Here is a 20,039-nt window from a genome sequence, read left to right as displayed (position 1 = left end):
CCCTAATATTGAAAATATCTTACACTGGTTTTATCTCAAGCAAGGTCAGTGCTATATGCTAAATATTATTCAATCAAACCGGATGGAAGCCCTGCAAGCGCAGTTCCACCAGCTATTAAAAATAAACCCATTGCAAAGTCCGTTCGACAAAGAGGTGGTGCTAGTGCAATCGCCGGGTATGTCGCAGTGGTTAAAAATAGGTTTGAGCGAAAACTTAGGGGTCGCAGCGCAGGTAGATTTTCCGCTGCCGTCGAGCTTTATTTGGCAGTTGTATCAGCAATTACTGCCAAATGTCCCTAAAGAGTCGGCGTTTAATAAACCTAACCTTGCTTGGAAACTGTTCGCAATTTTACCAACCTGCATTGATGAACCGCTATATTTGCCGCTAAAAACTTATTTAGAGGGCGATATAGACGGGCAAAAAACCTTTGCACTGTGCGAAAAAATAGCCGATGTGTACGACCAATATTTAATGTACCGACCGCACTGGATAGCCACATGGGATAGCGGCAAAGATGAGCTTGATGACGTAGATGTAACCATTGCCCCATGGCAGCCTGACTTATGGCGACGCATTGTAAAACTAAGCCAAGAACTTGGGCAAAGCCAATTTCATCGCGCTAATATGCAAGGGCAGTTACTTGCAGCACTTGAGACTATGGACAATAGCATACTGCCACAACGCATTAGCTTATTTGGTATATCGGCGATTGCCAGCTCCCAGCTAGACGTATTTGAAGCGCTGAGTAAAAAAACTGAGGTTATATTATTCTTTTTTAACCCGAGTGAGCATTACTGGGGCGATATTATAGATGAAAAAACAGCGGCTAAAATAAGCGCTAAATACGCTAAAATGCCGCTGGTGGAAGCGCAACAAAAAAAACAAACCAATCCAGATGAAGAATACTACTTTATTGGTAATCCGTTGTTATCGTCGTGGGGTAAATTAGGTCGCGACTATTTTGAGCAACTTGTACAGTTAGATGCCCGTTGGATTGACGGTTTTATTGATGTGTTTGACGACACCTTACTAGGGCAAGTACAAAGCGAGATTTATCAGCTTGCGTTTAAAGGCGAATCACTGACCGATAACAAAGAGTGGTTTATAAACGACGAAGGTAAATTACCAATCAGCGCAGCCGACACTAGCATTACGCTCAGCGATTGCCATACACCGCTCAGAGAAGTTGAGCGCTTGCACGACTACTTACTAAACTTATTTAATCAAAACCCAGCGCTTACCCCCAAAGATATAATCGTCATGATGCCCGATGTAGGCACTTACAGCCCTTACATTGAAGCCGTATTTGGCGGAGCACAAGGCAGCCGCTTTATTCCTTACGCATTGGCCGATTTAGCCATAGAGCAAGAAAAGCCCGTCCTTAGCTCATTTGCGAGTTTAGCTAACTTACCGTTTTCGCGCTTTGGTGTGTCGGATATTCTCGATTTATTACAAGTGACGCAAATAGCCGAAAAATTTGGACTTGAAGCGCACGAATACGAGCAAATTCAATACTGGCTTGAACGTGTAGGCGTTAAATGGGGTATAAACGCAGCGCATAAAAGCAGCTTTGATTTACCCGCTATCGACTTAAATACCTGGCAACATGGGCTCAACCGTTTACTGCTTGGTATTGCCATGCGCGACGAGCAATGCCCGTTTAACGGTATTTACAGCGCTGATGAAGTAGAAGGTATGGCGCTTGATACACTCAACAAGCTCGTGCACTTTATTGATGTACTGCAAAGCTTTAAAGAGCAGCTAACGGGCGATGATACGCTCACTAATAAAGCGCATATTTTAAGCGAGCTGTTAAACGCCATATACGAAAGTGAAAGCGATGACAGCTGGGATTTATTAGTACTTCAAAACGTGCTCGAAGAGTTACAAAAACACCACGACAACGGCGATTACAGCAAAGCGGTTTCGCAGCGTATTGTTAGTTACTTAATTAAACAAGGCATTCAAGAAAAAGGCGTGGGGCAGCGGTTTTTGGTCGGGCAAGTAAACTTTTGTACGCTTATGCCCATGCGAGCCGTACCATTTAAAGTGGTATGTATGCTGGGCTTAAATGATGCCGACTACCCACGTAACGTACAGCCCATTGGTTTTGACTTAGTGCCTTATTCTAAAAAGCAAAAAGGTGACCGATCACGTAAATTAGATGACCGTTACTTATTTTTAGAAGCGCTATTAAGTGCTCGCGACAACTTATACATGAGTTACATTGGTCGCTCGTGTTTTGATAACCAACCGCGTATGCCATCAACCCTTGTAAGTGAGCTGCTAGAGTATATTGGGCGTAGTTTTGTATTAAACGAGAAAAGCGAAAAAACGCTGCCCGCATGTCTAATCAATCAGCAGCATTTACAGCCCTTTAATAGCCATTATTATTTAGCCGATGAGCAAGCCAATACTGTGCTGAGCAACCACAGTTACAACCCAATTTGGCTGCCAAGTGAGTCAATTAAACCACAACCAGTTATTGCACTTGATGTGACTGTGCCAGAGCAGCTAGATCTAGATGTGTTTATTAGAAGTGTGTGCAGCGCACAAGAGAGCTTTTATCAGCAAACATTAGGTTTACGCCTGCCACAATTTAACGAAGTAGCAAAAGACGAAGAGCCATTTAGTTTAGATGCGCTGCGCCGTTATTTTTACCTTGATGAAATACTTAAAGCCAATATAAACGAGCAACCACTAAGTACCGAGCAAATACTGCAGCGGGGTGAGTTACCTCAAGCCAATGTAGGCAGCCTCATATTTGAGAGTATGGAGCACCGAGTTGATGCGCTTGCAGGGCAAGTAAAAGAGCACATTAAAGGCGGAAAAAGTGAGCCAATAGAAGTTTTGCTTACCATTGAAGGCACCAAAATAGAGGGCTGGCTCAATCATGTGTATTTGCAAAAACAAGTGTTTTACCGCAGTGCGAGTATTAAAGCGAAAGATTTAATTAAAGGCTTTATTTATCACCTCGCAGCGCAAAGTATGGATCAACAAGTAGAAACATTGTTACTTGGGCTTGATAAGCAAATTACTTTTGCGCCAATTAATAAAGCTGATGCCGATGCATTGCTACTTGATTGGTTTGAGTTATACAAAGCGCTGCGCGCGGAGCCTGTGCCGTTCTTTCCGGTAAGTGGTTATGAATACGTTAAAAGCGGCGGCGATATAACAAAAGCAATGAGCAAATTTAGCCCGCAATACATAGGGCGAGGCGAGGGCGAAAATCCGTATATTCGCTTAACGGTGCAATCGCTAAACGACTGCCAAGATGAATTTATAAAATGGAGTGATAAATTGCTCACGCCTTTATTTGAACACGCAAAGGAGAGTGACCATGCAAGCGCTTAATCCTCTTACTATGCCGCTCATTGGTCAAAGTTTAATAGAAGCCAGTGCGGGTACTGGTAAAACTTATACAATTACGGGGCTGTATTTACGCTACTTACTAGGTATGCAAATAGAAGGTGAGTTAAATACGCCGCTCAGTGTTGAGCAAATTTTGGTAGTAACCTTTACCGACGCTGCCACCCAAGAAATTAAAGACCGCGTGCGCAGCCGAATTATTGCTGCACGCGACGCACTGCTTGGGCAAGACCCAAACGACGAACTCATTGAAGGCGTAATTGCCAAAATTGACGATAAACACCGCGCGTTTGATTTACTCGATGCAGCTGCTAAATCAATGGATGAAGCNGATGCTAAAACAACATGCGTTTGAGTCGGGTGTGGCGTTTAATCTCGAATTTATTTTAGATGAGTGCGACATACTGCTCGAAACCATTAAAGATTTTTGGCGTGCGTTTGTATACCCACTTAACAAAGAGCGCACCGATGCTATTTTAGATGTATTTGCCGCACCAGAGGCTTTATTTGCTCAAGTGGCGAGTATTTTAAACAAAGCTAATGCGCACATTACGCCACAAATAAATTTAGATGATGTATGGAAAGCCCGTGACGAATACATAACCCGTGTACCTGCATTTAAAAAAGCGGTGTTAGAGCAAGAGTTTATAGGTGCTATTAAAGGCTCGGGTTTAAGCGGGTCTAAAACGCCAGCACGAAAAGGCAGCCTTAGTGCGCTTGAGGCATTTTGTTTAGGCGGCGATTTGTTTTTTGAATTTGGCACTAGCAAGTATTCGTTTGAAGTATGGAGTACAGAAAACCTAAGCGATGTGAGCAACTATAAAAAGAATCAGCCATTATTTGTGCATCCATTACTGAGTCAATTTGACGAGCTTGCCGCCCTTAATAACACCATAAACCAAGGGCTTAAAATAGCAGTTATACAACATGCAGCACGCTGGGTAAAAGCCGCAATAGTTAAGCGCAAGCAAGAGCAAAGCGTGATCACCCCAGATGACTTACTGACCAATTTACACAGTGCGCTTAATAACGAGCAAGGCGACGTACTGGCGCAAAAAATTGCGCAGTTGTTTCCGGTTGCCATGATTGATGAATTCCAAGATACAGATCCGATTCAGTACGGTATTTTTAGTAAAATTTATGGGCAAAAAAATACCACGCTTGCCATGATAGGCGACCCTAAACAGGCTATTTATGGCTTTAGGGGCGCGGATATTTTTACGTATATTGGCGCAAAAGAAGCTGTACAGATTGATCAGCAATTTACGCTGGGTACTAACTTTCGCTCAAGCACCGATATAGTAAATAGCGTTAATAGTTTATTTGGCAAACACGCTAACAGCTTTATTTATAACGACGCCATACCGTTTAACGCAGTGGCTGCTAAAGGTAAAAAAGCGGATGACTCTTTTTTAATTGATGGCAAACCCGCTACCGCATTCGAATTTAATGTATTTGTAGATGAAGCCGCCGATGAAAAGAACAAACCAACTAACAAAGGTGTAGGGCAAGCGCATTTAGCCACTCACTTTGCGAATAAAATAGTGACCCTGCTTGAAAAAGCAAAACAGGGGGACGCGTGTATTGGCAGTACCCCTGTAAGCGCTGCCGATATTTGTATATTAGTGCGCGACCGTGTTGAAGCGCAAATAATGAAAAAAGCGCTTAGCGAAGCCAAAATAGCCAGCGTGTATTTATCACGAGAAAGCGTTTTTAGCCAAGAGCTTAGCCATCACCTACTTAACTTTTTAACAGCGCTGCATGGACAATATGATGAGTCATTGCTGCGCGGTGTTTTAGCTGGTCCACTATTTTGTTTAAGTTATAACGAAATACATGCACTCGCCGATGATGAAAATAAATGGCAAGACTACTTAAACTTTTTTGCACAGCTTAGCCACATTTGGAACAAGCAAGGCGCTATGGCAATGCTTGAGCGCTTAATGAGCCATAACCAGCTTAGCGCTAAATGGCAAGGATTGGGATATAACGTTGAGCGTTGGCTGACTGACTTTAGGCATTTGGGCGAAATACTTCAGCAAAAACAAATAGAGCTTGAAGGCACGCTGCGTTTGCTGCGCTGGTTTGCACAAAAGGTAAGCCAACAAGACGGTGAAACAGTACAGGTACGCCTAGAAAGTGACGCCAACCTAGTTAAAATTGTCACTATGCATGCTTCAAAGGGGCTTGAATACCCTCTGGTATTTATGCCATTTGCCAGTGGCTATCGCGAAACAAAAGAAGCGCTTTATCACAATAACGGCAAGCTAATCTACGATTTAAGTAAAGACGAAGATGCCCTTCAAAAAGCAGAACAAGAACGCTTAGCTGAAGATTTACGCCTGCTGTATGTAGCACTTACTCGCGCTGTGCATTTTTGTGCGCTGGGTGTTTATAACATTGGGCAAGGGCAAAGTAGCCGCTTAGCTATGCAAAGTAGTGCACTAGGACACGTGTTATTTGCAGGGCTTGAACTTGCCAGTAGCCAAACATGGCGCACGCATTTAAGTGAGTTTTGCGACGCTAATAGCGCGATGAGCTATCAGCAATTTACCTCACAAACGTTATTAGAGCAGGGCAAGCTTTGTTTTAGTAATAGCAAAATTGCGCAGCAAACATTAAGTGTTAATAAAGTAACGGCAAATATTGAGCGTAACTGGCGAGCAACCAGCTTTAGTGCGTTAAGCTTTAAAAAGCATAGCGACCAATTAGCCCCAGGGCGAAGTGATGAAGATCACGAAAAAGACGAGTTTGCAGTGCAAGAGGACGAACTACCATCACCTTATAGTTTTCCTAAAGGGCCAAAGCCGGGTAGCTGTTTGCACGAAATATTTGAACAAATAGATTTTATTAGCCCAATAGTTCACCCAACTAATACCGAGCAAAACTTATCTGAGGTAGTTAAGCGCAGCCTTGAAAAATACCACATCGGTGAGCAATGGCGAGAAGTGGCTGAAAAATGGGTGCTTGATGTTCTTGCGTGCCCTCTAGATAAAAGCTCTCTAGAAAACAGCCTTCTTTCATTGGGTGTGCTTACACCCAATGATTGCCTAGTCGAAATGGAGTTTAATTTACCACTTGAGAGCTTAAGTGCACCAAAGCTAAACGAAATGCTGGTTAAACATTTTGGCTTTACGCAAAGTAAGCTTGAATTTTCGCACGTAAAGGGCTTGTTAAAAGGCTTTGTCGATTTAATATTTTGCTACCAAGGTAAGTATTATATTTTAGATTATAAGTCTAATTACTTAGGCAGTACGCCAGCTGACTACGAAGGCGATATGCTTGAGCAAGCAATGAGCAGTCATCAATATCATTTACAGTATTTAATTTACACCGTTGCACTGCATCGTTTATTAAAACAACGCATAGCTGATTATTCAATTGAAACCCATTTAGGCGGCGTGTATTACACATTTTTACGAGGAATGCCGGCAGGGCAAGGCGTGTACTTTAAAAAGCTAACTGAAGAACAAGTGATTATTTTAGATGGCTTATTTAGCCAAGGAGCCATGCTATGAGCGATTTAAATGAGCAACCTGGCTTATTTGACGATATAGACGAGACACTTAATAATGAAGCCGCAGAGCCTCTTACTTCAAAAAATGTAGCACAAGATGCCCCATTAGAGGACATTGTGTTAAACAATGCGATTATCGAAGTCCCGCTACTTGAGTATTTATTAGCGCAAAACCGACTACGTGTAGTTGATGTTAAACTCGCAGAATTACTGTGTGCTAATGACATTGAGCAAACTCACAATGAACTATTTTATATTATTTTATTACTGTGCTTATCGCAGCAAAGCCAGCATAGCTGCCTAACCTTAAATGAAGTTGATTGGAGTAACCCTTTTAACTTGCGCAAAAGCGACTTTAATAAACTCGATGGCAATGTACCCAGTACGCTAAGCCCGTTTAGTGATGACTTTAATGTACATACAGCGCTCAGTTATTTACAAAACCATGAAAGCGTGGGCGAAAATAAACCACTACAACTGTTTAACGAGCGACTTTATTTTGCGCGCCTTGCCGGTTATGAACAAACACTCGCAGATAGATTATTAAGCATGAGCGAGCGAAAGCTCAATATTAATAATGAAGTATTGGCTGAACTTTTAAATACCTATTTTCCTGCTGATTCAACAATTGAAACTGATTGGCAAAAAGTGGCGTGCGCGATTGCCGCCACTAAAGGCTTTAGTGTGATCACGGGTGGCCCTGGTACAGGTAAAACTACCACAGTGACTAAGTTGCTGGCTATTTTGCAGTCACTTTATGAAACCGCGCCCCTTAGTATTAAGCTAGTGGCACCCACTGGTAAAGCAGCTGCACGTTTAAGTGAATCTATTTTAGGTGCCAAAAATAAGCTCACAACGATCCCTGATGATATAAAAACGCTGATCCCGCAAAGCGCTCAAACTATTCATCGCTTATTGGGAGTAAAACCGTTTACTAATAAATTTAGGCATAACAAAAGCAATCCGCTGCATTTAGATGTACTAATTATTGATGAAGCCAGTATGGTCGATTTATCGCTGATGGCTAAATTAATAGAAGCACTGCCCGCGCACGCGCGATTAATACTCCTAGGTGATAAAGATCAGCTTGCCTCGGTAGATACCGGCAGTGTAATGAGCGATTTATGCCAAGGTTTAACACTTGGGCAAACGCCAAGCTACTCGCAAGCACGTTGTGATGAGCTAAATAGTTTATGTTTTAATAATAAACCTAAACTCGTATCGCAAAGCGTGAGTGAATTTAAACTTGCAGATTGCATTGCCTTTTTACAGCACAGTTATCGATTTGACGCACAAAGCGGTATTGGTCAACTAGCACTTGCGGTAAACACCAATAACACCGGTATTTTAAATTACGTAGAGCAAGAAAGTAGTGAAGGGCGTTTTAACGATGTAATTTTAGATTACGACTTTGTAGCAAAACCGATTGAAAAGCTCGTTAAAAGTGCAGCAAGTCATTATGCAAAATACCTTAACTTAATTGCCCAAGGTGCAGATGTTGCACAGGTGCATACTGCTTTTGCTAGTTATCAGCTTTTAGCTGCGGTACGAGAGGGCGATTACGGCGTTCATAGCTTAAATCAACGAATAGAGCGCGTGTTGCAACAGCAAGGTTTAATTACCGTAAGTCCTAATACTCACCACTACACGGGTATGCCTATTATGGTGAGCCAAAACGATTACCAGCTTAAGTTATTTAACGGTGATATTGGTATTTTAATGCCCGATGAAAGTAATCAGCTCAAAGCCATATTTATTGACGAGCAAGGTAATCAACGAGCATTTTCACCTGCACGACTCCCTGCACACGATAAAGTATATGTAATGACCATTCATAAATCACAAGGCTCAGAGTTTAGTTACACAGCCATGGTACTGCCACCGCTAAAACAAGCGCGCATGGGTATTAACAGGCAATTAGTGTATACGGGAATAACCCGTGCTAAAAACACCTTTGAGCTGGTGGCTGACAAAAAAGTATTGCAATTAGCAATGAATAAAAGCGTATCGAGAGCATCTGGTTTATATGAAAGGTTGAAGTTTGAGAATTAAGGTTCTGCTGGGACATAGAAGTTATTTTATTGATGTATCCACATATTTGTAGATACCAGTGTTTATGTATTGGCTATTTTAAAACTTTCTGAATCTAGTAATTAAAGCCCTTATTATTTATCGCGTTATAAATAATATCTTCTATAATAAAATTAATTTCATATCGAATGTATTAGTAGGGATATTAATGTTTTTTTCTAAAAATAAACAAAACGAAATAGCTTCTCTAAAAGCTGAACTTTACCCATTACAGCAAGTGTGGGATGGGCTTTATCGTGAGATGCTGGTACTTAACGTTCTTTATGATGGGCGAATTTCCCATGCTAATGACCAGCTATTAGAATTTTTAGGCTACAGTGATGATGAATTGACTAACAACCCATTTAGTGATTTTCTAACAGATCAATCTCGCCAATCAAATGAATACAAAAATTTAGAGAAAGCAATAAAAAAAGAAGGGCATTGGGGTGGCGCATTACAAATAATACGCCGTGATGGTAAATCAGAATGGCTTCGCTTAATAGTTCATCCGGTGAAAGGCGAGCAAGATCAACTTCTTTATTTTTCTATATTTGGTAGTGTGCTTACAAAAACAATAACGGCTTCTCGCGAGCAAAGCGATACTATTAAAGCTATATATCGTTCTATGGCGGTAATTGAGTTTGATTTAGAAGGACATGTTTTAAAAGCAAATGATCAATTTTTGGCTGCAATGGGTTACAAAGAAAATGAAATACTAGGTAAACATCACCGTACGTTTTGTGAATCGTCAGAATCTAACTCAAAAGAGTATCTACAATTTTGGGCTAAATTGAGAGAAGGTAAGTTTATTGCAGAGCGCTTTAAACGTGTTGATAAGCATGGAAACATTGTATGGTTAGAGGCTTCATATAATCCAATCTCAAATGACGCGAATGAGCTTTATAAAGTAATGAAGTTTGCAACCGTTATAACCGATCAAGTAAATCAAGAGATTGCTATATCACAAGCAGCCGAAATTGCTTATAGCACCTCAACACAGACAGATAAAAAAGCAGAGCAAGGCGCTCGCGTTATACAAGATACAGTCGCTGTAATGACCGAGCTGGCTGTAAATATGGAGCAAGCTGCAAATGAAATATCAGCGCTTGATCAGCAGTCGCAGCAAATATCGAGTATTGTACAAAGCATTAGTAGCATTGCCGAACAAACAAACTTATTAGCATTAAATGCCGCAATTGAAGCCGCTAGAGCCGGCGAGCAGGGTCGAGGTTTTGCTGTGGTTGCAGATGAAGTGCGATTGCTTGCATCGCGTACCTCAAAAGCGACCGAAGAGATTGTAGAAGTTGTGCAACGTAATCAATCACAAACACAAAATACGGTTGCTGTAATAGAAAAAGGTAAAGAAAAAGCAGAGCAAGGCTTGGCGTTATCTAAAGAATCAGGTGAAGTGATGCAAGAGATCCAACAAGGCGCACAAGAAGTTGTAAATGCGATTGGACAATTTACCAGTGAACTTAAAGCTAACGGTTAATTTTATTTTTTCCTCATTATAAAGCAGGTATTTGTAAAATTACCTGCCTAAACTTTACCACTCCTCAGTACAATCCTTAAACCCATCTAATAATTCTGAATTTGACAATTATAGGCTTTTTACTCAGTGATTTGTGCGAAATTAATTACTTATCAATGTAAATGATAATAAATTGTTGCATTTTTGTTTTTTGTTCCTAATACTGGTGAGTGCTCGAACTGACACTGACAGGTTTATGCGGGCTAAACATGAATACCTTAAATAAAAATGATATTTTATATACGCGACATTAAGGAATTGTATGAACAACAAAAAACGCACACACACATTAATAAAGCCAAGCCATTTAATTGGTGCGGGGCTTGCTATGCTAATGAGCTTTTCTGCAGCGAGTAAAGATTACAAAATTATATTAATTCATGGTTTACAGACCTCGCAAATAACAAATAAATCAGATAGTAATGTCGTTAACGATGGCGAAGCATATTGGCAATCGTATTGGAATAATCGAGCAGATGAACGCATTGATTGGCCTGCTTACGAACGTGTAGAAGGCAAAATTGCAACCGATTGGGTTTGGCCAAAATTAAAACAAATATCAAGCTCTAATTTGTGTAGTGATGGCTGTGTTTTTGTAACACATTCAACGGGCGACCTAATTGCTCGCCATATTATTGATAACCAAGAAAACTGGTTAGAAAACGAAGGATTAGAGCCACTTAATATTGTAGCAACCTTTGATCTAGCCGGTGCTGGTGGGGGAAGTGAGCTTGCCGATGTAGCTGTGAGTGCTTTAACTGGCGCATCATGGAACTTTGCAGTCGATGCTGCACTCAAATGGTGGCTAGGAAGTGATGTAACCGAAGCTGTTGGTGTATTACACGATTTAAAAGTAAACAATGCACGTAAAATTTCACCATTCCCAGATGCACGTACGCCACGTTTACGCTTTGTTGCCGATGGAAATGCATATTTGGGTTTAACGGGTGGTTTTTTAAAAGGGAATGATGATTCGGTTGTTGCATCACATTCATCTTGTGGGGCGAGTTCAGCAAAAGCATTTGGTAGTTGTAATAGCAGTATTGATACTGATGGTCGATTACAGTCACAGGGTGATGCCGTCAATAGCTTTATGTCGAATCACTACCCTATGATGATGAGTGAAAGTTACAGCCACAATGAGATTCATAATGCTGAGCGCAAAGGTAATGTAACAATCGCTATGAATAACGTAGATGTAGAAAATAATACTGTAGAGTTTGAAACGTTTGATGAAACCACAGGCACTTGGTTTTGGAAAAAACAGTATCGTTACATAAAAGATTCAAATAATTTAAGTGCATCGGCACTTATTTATAATGTGATCCCATAACATACAAGGCGTGTAGTGAAAAACTATACGCCTTATAAAAGAATGAAATATCAAAATGAAAAAATTTTATACGGTAGCTTTAATTATTAGCGCTGTTTTATTTACGCTGTGGTTTACAACTAAAAATGGTTCTGAGAAATTAACCGAGCTTTCAATTACGCCTGTAAAAAAAATACCAAGTGATTTTGATATAACCCCAGCTAAAGTTATACCAATTGACTTACCAAAAGCTAAAAAGCCAAAACAAGTGTCGAAACAGCAAATTGCATTTAATGAAGATTTAGCACAAGCAGCTGAACAGGTAGTAATGCAATACGAGAGTGCACTTAAGTTTCCTCCTTATTCTCAACCACTAAGCCCTTTAGATGAAGATAGATTAAAACCAAATTTGTTTTATCCTGTGTCGAGTCCTATTGATGAAAACGGTGGTGCTTTAACTGTTAGTCTTAAGCAGTACCGTTTTACATACCCAGAAGAAATAATATTAAACGTCAGTGGGCAAGGTCTTGGTAAGGTAGTTGTTGAGCTTTCTAATACTGATACTAAAAAAGTGCTGCGAACGAATAAAGCGACTGCAAGTGATGACGAGGTAAGCATTACTTTTAAGGGAGAAGAAGATTATCCTCGCAATTTGCAACTATTTATAGAAGCTGATATAGCAGATAAAAAAGTACCTGTTGTAGCGCAAATTCAATACATGCCACCAAGTGCAACGTTAACTGGATTTGAAAATGCATATGCACAAAACGAAAACATGATTGTGCCAGCTAACTTAACGGTTATAAAAAGCGGTTTGTATCGTGTAAGAGCAAATTTATACAGTGGTAATACACCGCTTGCTCATTTAGTTGCTAAAGAGCGGCTTACTAAGGGAAGCCAAACACTTTCTTTAAAAGCTCATTGGTCGGTACTACCACAAGGTATTACAGATATGCGCTTGAGTGATTTTGTTATTGAAAGAATGTCACCAAGTCCAGGTGAGCTAAATAGCTTTGGTAATAGTGAAGTTAGTGAGTTTGATATTGATGATTTTGCATACGATAGCTTGCAACAGTTACCATATCAGGCTAATGCACAAGAAAAGTTAAGTCTGGAGTTTTTACAAGGTTTAGCTGAGAGTTAAAAATAAAATTTAATACTGAATTGGTATATTTTGAGGGTTTGTATATAAATACAAACCCTTAATTATAGTTAGCTTAGATTTATAGTTACTACGCTTGGAGTATCTTGTTCATCAGGTTCACTATTAACAGGTACTTTAGGAATATCTGGTTTATCAAGGGCTATATCGCCACCATCAATTACTTCACCGGTTTGTAAATTTTTAAAATCAAATAAGTCAGCGTCAGCCAAATGTGAAGGTACTACGTTTTGGATTGCTGTAAAAATACTTTCGATACGCCCAGGATGTTCTGCATCCCATTTAGCTAACATTACTTTTGTATGTTTACGTTGTAGGTTTTCTTGTGAGCCACACAGGTTACACGGAATAATAGGGTAACCTTGTGCAAATGCATATTGGCTTATATCGCTTTCTTTACAGTATGCAAGTGGACGAATAACCATGTGCTCACCGTTATCGCTCATCAATTTAGCGGGCATACTTTTTAGTTTTCCGCCGTAAAACATATTTAAAAACAATGTTTCAATCATGTCATCGCGATGATGACCAAGGGCTATTTTAGTCGCACCTAATTCTTTTGCTGTGCGATATAAAATACCACGGCGTAAGCGTGAGCAAAGTGAACAGGTTGTTTTACCTTCAGGAATAATATCAGTAACAATACTGTAGGTATCTTCTTCTACAATTTTGTATTCAATATTTAATTTATCAAGATACTGGGGTAAAACATGCTCAGGAAAGCCTGGCTGTTTTTGATCAAGATTTACAACAAATAGATCAAAATTGATAGGAGCAACACGCTTTAAGTGCTGAAGCATTTCGAGCATGGTGTAGCTATCTTTACCGCCCGAAAGGCATACCATTATGCGGTCACCTTCTTCAATCATATTGAAGTCCATAACGGCTTGACCAGTTTGGCGACGTAAACGCTTTTGCAGCTTATTTAAGTTAAATTGAGCTTTAGCTTGATCTGAGTGTGACAATTACGCCCCCTAGTAAAACAATACAGCAAAGTTATTTGCTAAAAATAAAGGGGCGTATTATACCCAAACCACCTGAATATGCGAGTTTAGGATGTAATTAAAATTGATTTAAACATGCCTTATTAACACGTAAAAATAACTCGCTTATAACTTGCACATAAAGCTTAAAATTAATCCTTTGCCATAGGGCTCACGTAACCATCGGGTTTGAGTGCCAGTACATCACAGTCTAGGCTATCAATTACATGCTCTGCTGTATTACCTACAAGAGCAGCACTTAAGCCCGTGCGACCTACGGTACCAATAACAACTAATTCGCTATTTAACCGCTTTGCTACATCAGGGATTACATCCTCTGGCAGGCCTTCTTCAATAAAACATTGCTCTGGGTTTAAATTAAACTCTGCAGCAAGTGCATTGGTTGATTCATGATGATGATTTTTAACTGATTCGTTGTAAAGTCCTGGGTTAAACTCAGGAATTTCGATGGCAATATTAATAGGAGTTGCAGGATAGGCATTAACTAAATTAAGTTTTGCGTTGGCAAGTTCACATAAATATTGTGCGTCTTTAATAACGCGCTTATTAAGTGCTATATGTTCTTCATTTTCACTTACTGCATTTACTGCAGCTAAAATATTACCATGTGCTGGCCACACCATTTCTTTCACAAATAATACTGGAGCGGGGCACTTACGCACTAAATGCCAGTCTGTTGGGGTAAAAATAACTGATTTAAGTGCACCATGTTGGTGTGTGCTTTTAATTACTAAATCGTACTTTTGCTCAATTACAGTATCAATTATGGCTTCGTAAGGACGATTATGCCAAACCACTTGGGTTTCAATATTAATGTCTTTAAAAGGAGAGATTAAATCTTTTAGCCATAGTTCACGATCTTTTAGAACGGCATCGCGCATTGCTTCGCGTTCATCGCCAGATAACATAGTCGTCATTTCGTAAGAGAAGTCGTAAACCGTCATAAAGGCGGTAATACTTGCGCCAGATTTTTTAGCTAAATCTATTGAACGTGCTAAACCGTGTTGATCATCTTTGGTGGGGTCGATAACCGCAATAATGCGTTTAATAGTGTTCATATGCTACTCCATTTACTTAACGGGTGTACTTTTAGTGTAACTTAAATACAAAACAGTTAAAGGGGTAGCATATAAATTGTTGTTCTAAATCAAACTATTTAATTTGACGAGGTTTAACTATTGCTGCGGTTTTAGCCAGAGCATCATTATCTAAAATAGTAATAAACTTACCTTCTACTTTTATTAAGTCAGCTTTTTGAAAACGACTTAATAAACGGCTAATCGTTTCTACAGTTAGACCTAAGTAATTACCAATTTCGCCACGAGTCATTGTAAATCTAAATTCTTTACGCGAAAAACCACGCTCACCAAAACGCTCCGACAAGTTATAAATAAAACTAGCTAAGCGTTCTTCTGCTGATTTTTTATTAAGTAATAACAGCATTTCTTGATCGTAAGTAATCTCGCTACTCATTAAACGCATTATTTGTTGGCGAAGCTTAGGTAACTTACCAGCAAGTTCATCAAGGGTATCAAATGGGATTTCACATACCATTGAGGTTTCGAGTGCTTGGGAAAAACTCTGGTGCGCCATTTTACTTATCGCGTCAAAGCCTACTAAGTCGCCCGCTAAATGAAAGCCTGTAATTTGCTCATCACCTTGCTCAGATAGCGTGTACGATTTAAATGAGCCTGAACGTACCGCATAAATAGCTTGTAAAGGTGCGCCTGATTCAAATAAGTAGTCGCCTTTATGGAGTGGTTTTTTTCGCTCAATAATTTGGTCAAGCTTATCCATTTCTTGGCCATTAAGTGAAAATGGCAAACACAATTGACTAATACTGCAGTTATTACAGCTAATAGCACAATTACCTTTAGCGCGACTTTGAGTAAAATCCATAATTTAATCCGTTTAAATTTTTATACACGACTGCAAAATAACCTTAAAGGTTAATAATGCGGATAGATTAATGTACCAGTTTGTCAGTTGCAATAATCAATAAGTAGATACCATACCAAATTATAACACTGCCTAATACAATTCGGGTCCATGGATGGTTAATAATACTATTTAGTTTTTGTGCGGTAACGCCTAATGTGATCATCGCGGGAAAAGTACCCAAAGCAAAGCAAAGCATAACTAAGGCACCGTCAAGGGCACTTGGGCTGGTCATCGCCCATGTAAGCGCTGAGTATACAAGTCCGCATGGCAGCCATCCCCACAAAGCACCGTAACCTAGGGCTTTTAAAGGAGAGTTAATAGGCATTAAATATTTATTTAGTTTAACTATGTGTTGCCAGACTAAAGTTTTACCAGCTTTTTCTAACCATTGTAAGGTGGGCCCTAAGCGCATTATATAAACGCCAACGAGGAGCATAAAAATAGCAGCAATGAATGAAAGTACTAAAGAGAAGGAGGTGTTTTGCCTAGCAAATTGGCTGCTAATACCAGCAACAAGTGCGCCTGCAGCCATATAGCTCAGTGCACGTCCAATATTATAAGCAAATGAATAGGTAAATGCTTTACGTTTGTCACTTGCCAGTTGTAATGAGCTGGCAATACCACCACACATAGCAATGCAATGACCGCTACCTATTAGTCCCATTAAAAATGCGCTGGTATAAAGAGGGTCAATCATTACTTTTGTTATGTTGCTCTTTGTCGTCTTCAAACAAAATACTATGACCTTGCTTATTTAAATCTGAAAACTGCTCGCTTTTTACAGCCCAAAAAAACACACCAATAGCAATAATTACAAATAAAATGGCGATAGGGATCAAAATGTAAATTATGCTCATAACTTTAATAGCCTTAGTGAATTACTAATCACAATAATTGAGCTGGCAGACATGCCAATAACAGCCATCCAAGGAGCAACTAAGCCCAACGCTGCCAGTGGTAATATTGAAGCATTATACAATAAAGACAGCGCAAGGTTTTGCTTAATAATACGTCTGGTTTGTTTTGCTACATTAAGTAAGTGACCAATGGAGACTAAATCGCTATTAAGAAGCACTACATCGGCGCTATTTTTTGATATGTCTGCACCGGTTTCCATAGCGATAGATAAATGCGCACTGGCAAATACCGGGCTGTCGTTTACACCATCACCAACCATTGCAACCACTTCGTTTTGTGAAGACCATTGCTCAACGGCGGCTTGTTTATCTTGTGGAGAACATCCAAATTGGACACTTTCAAGTTTAAGTTGCTTAGCTACTTTTTGCCCAGCATCTGACGCGTCGCCGGTTAACATGTGGCACGTTAAGTTTTGCGATTGAAGTGAGTCTATAAGCTTTTTAGCATCGCTTTTCACTTTATCAACAAAGTAAAAACGTGCAACAACTAGTTTATTTATATACAAGCTTGCTTGTGCATTCGATTTTTTGCTATCAAACCAACCACTTTTACCAATTGCGTAATGATTAGTTGCATCTTGTGCGCTAATTCCCAGTCCTGGATGTACTTCAACGTTATTAAGACTGCGGTGAGCTGGCGTAAACTCATCAAATGCACTGGCGATAGGGTGCTCAGAATAACGCTCTAGCATGGCTGCCATATCTAGCACTTGCGCTTTTGTATACTGTTTATCGATTATATCTACTTCATCAAGGCTAAATTTACCTTGCGTGAGCGTGCCCGTTTTATCAAATGCAAATAAAGTAATTTGTGAGAGTGTTTCGAGCACATGCGCTTGTTTTATCAATACACCTTTGCGAGTAAGCGTTGCCACCGCACATGTAAGCGCGGTAGGTATAGCTAAGCTCAGCGCACACGGGCAGGTAGCAACTAAAACCGAAATGGTAATCCAAAATGCGTGTTCAGGATCAATTTGGTACCAGCCAATAGCTGTAAGTGAAGCAAATATAAGCAGGCACGCTATAAACCATTGCGCAACTTTATCTGTAATTTCAACCAGTTTAGGGCGTTTAGTTAATGCATTATGTTGCAAGCGTATAATTTGATTTAAAAGCGTATTTTGACCAATTTTATTAATTTTTATTTCAATAACGCCGTCGTGGTTAACGCAACCAGCATAAACATTATGACCAATAAATTTAGTTACTGGCTGATGTTCGCCGGTCATCATCGATTCATCAACTGTGGTTTTACCTTTAATAAGTTCGCCATCGNAGGAATTGTTTCACCCGCTTTAATAAGTACTACGTCATTAAGTTTTAGTTTTTTAGCAGCAATTATAAGCTCTTCGCCACTTTCGTTAATGGTACGCGCTGTTAATGGCAATAGTTTTTGTAAGTTTGCAGTAAATTCACTGGCTTTTAAACGCGCTCTAAATTCAAGGTATTTGCCCAGTAACAGCAAAAAAGTAAACATACACACAGATTCAAAATAGACCTCGCCCACTTGCATAAATGTGGCGTAACAACTGGCACCAAATGCGCCAAAAATAGCGAGTGATACGGGTAAGTCCATATTGAGTTGCTTTGCTTTTAAGCCATTTATTGCATTGGTTAAAAAGGGCAGTGCGCTGTATAAAACAACGGGAGATGCAAGTATTAAACTTATCCATCTAAAATACTGCTCAAAATTACTATCCATGCCTGAAAACATGCCAAAGTACATGGCGAACGCAAACATCATTACTTGCATGGTCATTAAACCTGCAACACCTAAACGGCGAATATAGGCTTTTGCAGTTTGCTGTTTTTGTTGAGCTTCAATATCTGATTGAAATGGGTAGGCTTTGTAACCAATTTTGGCAAGTGCAGTAATAACGACACTCAATGGGGTGCTGGTTTTGTCCCATTGAATCATCGCGCGGTTGGTCGATGTGTTTACATCAACACGTTTTACTGTATTTAAGTTTAAGAGTTGCTTTTCGATAAGCCATGCACAAGCGGCGCAGGTTATACCTTCAACGCTTAATAATACCTCTGAGATATTATCGTTAGTAGCTATAAATTCGTCTTGAATGTCTTCGTTATCATAACTTTTTATAAATGCGAGTTGTTCAGGTACCAACTGTTCGACCTTTCCGGCACGAACAGTTCGATATTTATAATAATCGGTCATACCTTGGTCAACAATATTTTGCGCAACAGCTTGGCAGCCAATGCAACACATTGGCTGAGCTTTATCGTCAATTATAACGCTTGCACTAAATCCGTTTGGCACACTCTCAAGGCAATGAAAACATGAGTTAGACATAGTTATGACTACTTATAGTTAGGATTAACTAAAACGGTTTCTTCCGTTGGTAGAATAATGTTTTCTTTTAGTTTCCAGCTGCCGTCTACTGGCTCAATAAATACTGAGTAGGCACCTTGCGTATACTTATCAAGTAATGCGGTAAATTCTTGATTGGCATTAGGTGTAAGCGTTGCTTCAAAGTCATGTGCTTTAATTGTACGGTGATAAAAAGATAGTTTTAATGCATGTATATTACTGGTGTCGCCTTTGGTAAATTTAAAGCTTACACGTTCGTTAGTGACATTTAAGTCGCCATGTAAATAAAGTGCTTTTGCTTTTTCGAACTTAGTAAGTTCTAAGTTTATCGCTTTACCTTTTTTGTAATAGTCGTCAACAACCATATCTGGACCGTTACCTATTGCCGTAATAAATAAGCTAATACAGCCAATAATGGCAACTAACGGAAAAAAGATTAAAAACCAAGGCCAAAAATTTTTATACCACGGAGTAGGTTGCATAGTGTCTCTAAAATTAGTTTAGGAAAGCTCATTTTATAGGAATTATACGTAAAAGACTAAAAAAAAGCCTCACAGTGGAGGCTTTTTTGATCTGGATTAATCTATTGAATTAAATAAATTAATTTATAAACACTTTGTTAACTACTTGCTCATTTATCTTGCGATAAGCTGTACACGTAAGCCGTTAACAGGTGAATTTTATCTTCACCTAAAATGTCTTTCCATGCAGGCATTACACCAGCACGACCGTGGTTTAGTGTTTCTTCAACAACGCGTTGAGAACCACCGTATAACCAAATGTTATCAGTCAGGTTAGGCGCGCCAAACGGTAGGTTATGTGCAACCGACCCTTTACCGTCAGCACCGTGACATGCAGCGCACATTGCAAATTTAGCTGCACC

At 39.7% G+C, this 20,039-nt stretch carries 12 protein-coding genes and 2 pseudogenes; 6 read left to right on the top strand and 8 right to left on the bottom strand.

Going from position 1 to position 20,039, the window contains the following annotated elements:
* The first annotated feature begins 55 nt into the window (after window positions 1-55).
* The 6 genes and pseudogenes from recC (at window position 56) to L647_RS0104385 (ending at window position 12,947) form a co-directional block, all read left to right on the top strand.
* The gene (recC, locus tag L647_RS0104410; RefSeq protein WP_024610107.1) at window positions 56-3,355 is read left to right on the top strand and encodes an exodeoxyribonuclease V subunit gamma; all 3,300 of its coding nucleotides are present in this window, start codon (window positions 56-58) and stop codon (window positions 3,353-3,355) included.
* A pseudogene (gene recB / locus L647_RS01000000123655) lies at window positions 3,342-6,888 on the top strand (exodeoxyribonuclease V subunit beta). Before recC ends, recB begins: the two are co-directional and overlap by 14 nt.
* Window positions 6,885-8,939 carry an exodeoxyribonuclease V subunit alpha gene (gene recD / locus L647_RS0104400; RefSeq protein ID WP_024610106.1) on the top strand — a complete coding sequence of 685 codons (2,055 nt, stop codon included), beginning with the start codon at window positions 6,885-6,887 and terminating at the stop codon, window positions 8,937-8,939. Before recB ends, recD begins: the two are co-directional and overlap by 4 nt.
* Window positions 8,940-9,126: 187 nt before the next feature.
* Window positions 9,127-10,452 carry a PAS domain-containing methyl-accepting chemotaxis protein gene (locus L647_RS0104395; RefSeq protein ID WP_024610105.1) on the top strand — a complete coding sequence of 442 codons (1,326 nt, stop codon included), beginning with the start codon at window positions 9,127-9,129 and terminating at the stop codon, window positions 10,450-10,452.
* Window positions 10,453-10,753: 301 nt separating this feature from the next.
* Window positions 10,754-11,824, top strand: coding sequence for a hypothetical protein (locus tag L647_RS0104390; RefSeq protein WP_024610104.1), 1,071 nt, complete (start codon window positions 10,754-10,756; stop codon window positions 11,822-11,824).
* Window positions 11,825-11,879: 55 nt separating this feature from the next.
* On the top strand, window positions 11,880-12,947 hold the full coding sequence (locus tag L647_RS0104385; protein ID WP_024610103.1) for a hypothetical protein: 1,068 nt from the start codon (window positions 11,880-11,882) through the stop codon (window positions 12,945-12,947).
* Window positions 12,948-13,015: 68 nt separating this feature from the next.
* Here the strand turns inward: L647_RS0104385 and ttcA are convergent, their stop codons facing one another.
* The 8 genes and pseudogenes from ttcA to L647_RS0104345 all read right to left on the bottom strand — a co-directional run.
* On the bottom strand, window positions 13,016-13,930 hold the full coding sequence (gene ttcA, locus L647_RS0104380; RefSeq protein WP_024610102.1) for a tRNA 2-thiocytidine(32) synthetase TtcA: 915 nt from the start codon (window positions 13,928-13,930) through the stop codon (window positions 13,016-13,018).
* 170 nt (window positions 13,931-14,100) lie between these two features.
* Window positions 14,101-15,027 carry a universal stress protein UspE gene (gene uspE, locus L647_RS0104375; RefSeq protein ID WP_024610101.1) on the bottom strand — a complete coding sequence of 309 codons (927 nt, stop codon included), beginning with the start codon at window positions 15,025-15,027 and terminating at the stop codon, window positions 14,101-14,103.
* A 94-nt stretch (window positions 15,028-15,121) separates the two neighbouring features.
* Complete coding sequence (locus L647_RS0104370) at window positions 15,122-15,868, bottom strand: FNR family transcription factor (protein ID WP_024610100.1); 747 nt, start codon at window positions 15,866-15,868, stop codon at window positions 15,122-15,124.
* Window positions 15,869-15,935: 67 nt separating this feature from the next.
* Window positions 15,936-16,607 (bottom strand): sulfite exporter TauE/SafE family protein, encoded by a 672-nt coding sequence (locus tag L647_RS0104365; RefSeq protein ID WP_024610099.1) that lies wholly within the window; start codon window positions 16,605-16,607, stop codon window positions 15,936-15,938.
* Window positions 16,600-16,767: a cbb3-type cytochrome oxidase assembly protein CcoS gene (gene ccoS / locus L647_RS0104360; RefSeq protein WP_002963071.1), complete on the bottom strand. Its 168-nt coding sequence runs from the start codon at window positions 16,765-16,767 to the stop codon at window positions 16,600-16,602. Before ccoS ends, L647_RS0104365 begins: the two co-directional genes overlap by 8 nt.
* Window positions 16,764-19,138, bottom strand: a pseudogene (locus L647_RS01000000123650) (heavy metal translocating P-type ATPase). The gene ccoS and the pseudogene L647_RS01000000123650 overlap by 4 nt, the downstream one beginning before the upstream one ends.
* An 8-nt stretch (window positions 19,139-19,146) precedes the next feature.
* On the bottom strand, window positions 19,147-19,638 hold the full coding sequence (locus tag L647_RS0104350) for a FixH family protein (RefSeq protein ID WP_024610098.1): 492 nt from the start codon (window positions 19,636-19,638) through the stop codon (window positions 19,147-19,149).
* Window positions 19,639-19,787: 149 nt separating this feature from the next.
* A partial coding sequence (locus L647_RS0104345) for a c-type cytochrome (protein ID WP_029880371.1) occupies window positions 19,788-20,039 on the bottom strand: 252 nt, incomplete at its 5' end.

It is taken from the genome of Pseudoalteromonas sp. TB64, assembly GCF_000498095.1.
Lineage (GTDB): Bacteria > Pseudomonadota > Gammaproteobacteria > Enterobacterales > Alteromonadaceae > Pseudoalteromonas.
This window is presented reverse-complemented; position numbering and strand designations above follow the sequence as displayed.

Excerpts from the sequence above, each read along its gene's own strand:
- recC (WP_024610107.1), top strand. The coding sequence starts at position 56 with ATGCTAAATATTATTCAATCAAACCGGATGGAAGCCCTGCAAGCGCAG.
- recD (WP_024610106.1), top strand. The coding sequence starts at position 6,885 with ATGAGCGATTTAAATGAGCAACCTGGCTTATTTGACGATATAGACGAG.
- L647_RS0104395 (WP_024610105.1), top strand. The coding sequence starts at position 9,127 with ATGTTTTTTTCTAAAAATAAACAAAACGAAATAGCTTCTCTAAAAGCT.
- L647_RS0104390 (WP_024610104.1), top strand. The coding sequence starts at position 10,754 with ATGAACAACAAAAAACGCACACACACATTAATAAAGCCAAGCCATTTA.
- L647_RS0104385 (WP_024610103.1), top strand. The coding sequence starts at position 11,880 with ATGAAAAAATTTTATACGGTAGCTTTAATTATTAGCGCTGTTTTATTT.
- uspE (WP_024610101.1), bottom strand. The coding sequence starts at position 15,027 with ATGAACACTATTAAACGCATTATTGCGGTTATCGACCCCACCAAAGAT.
- L647_RS0104370 (WP_024610100.1), bottom strand. The coding sequence starts at position 15,868 with ATGGATTTTACTCAAAGTCGCGCTAAAGGTAATTGTGCTATTAGCTGT.
- L647_RS0104365 (WP_024610099.1), bottom strand. The coding sequence starts at position 16,607 with ATGATTGACCCTCTTTATACCAGCGCATTTTTAATGGGACTAATAGGT.
- ccoS (WP_002963071.1), bottom strand. The coding sequence starts at position 16,767 with ATGAGCATAATTTACATTTTGATCCCTATCGCCATTTTATTTGTAATT.
- L647_RS0104350 (WP_024610098.1), bottom strand. The coding sequence starts at position 19,638 with ATGCAACCTACTCCGTGGTATAAAAATTTTTGGCCTTGGTTTTTAATC.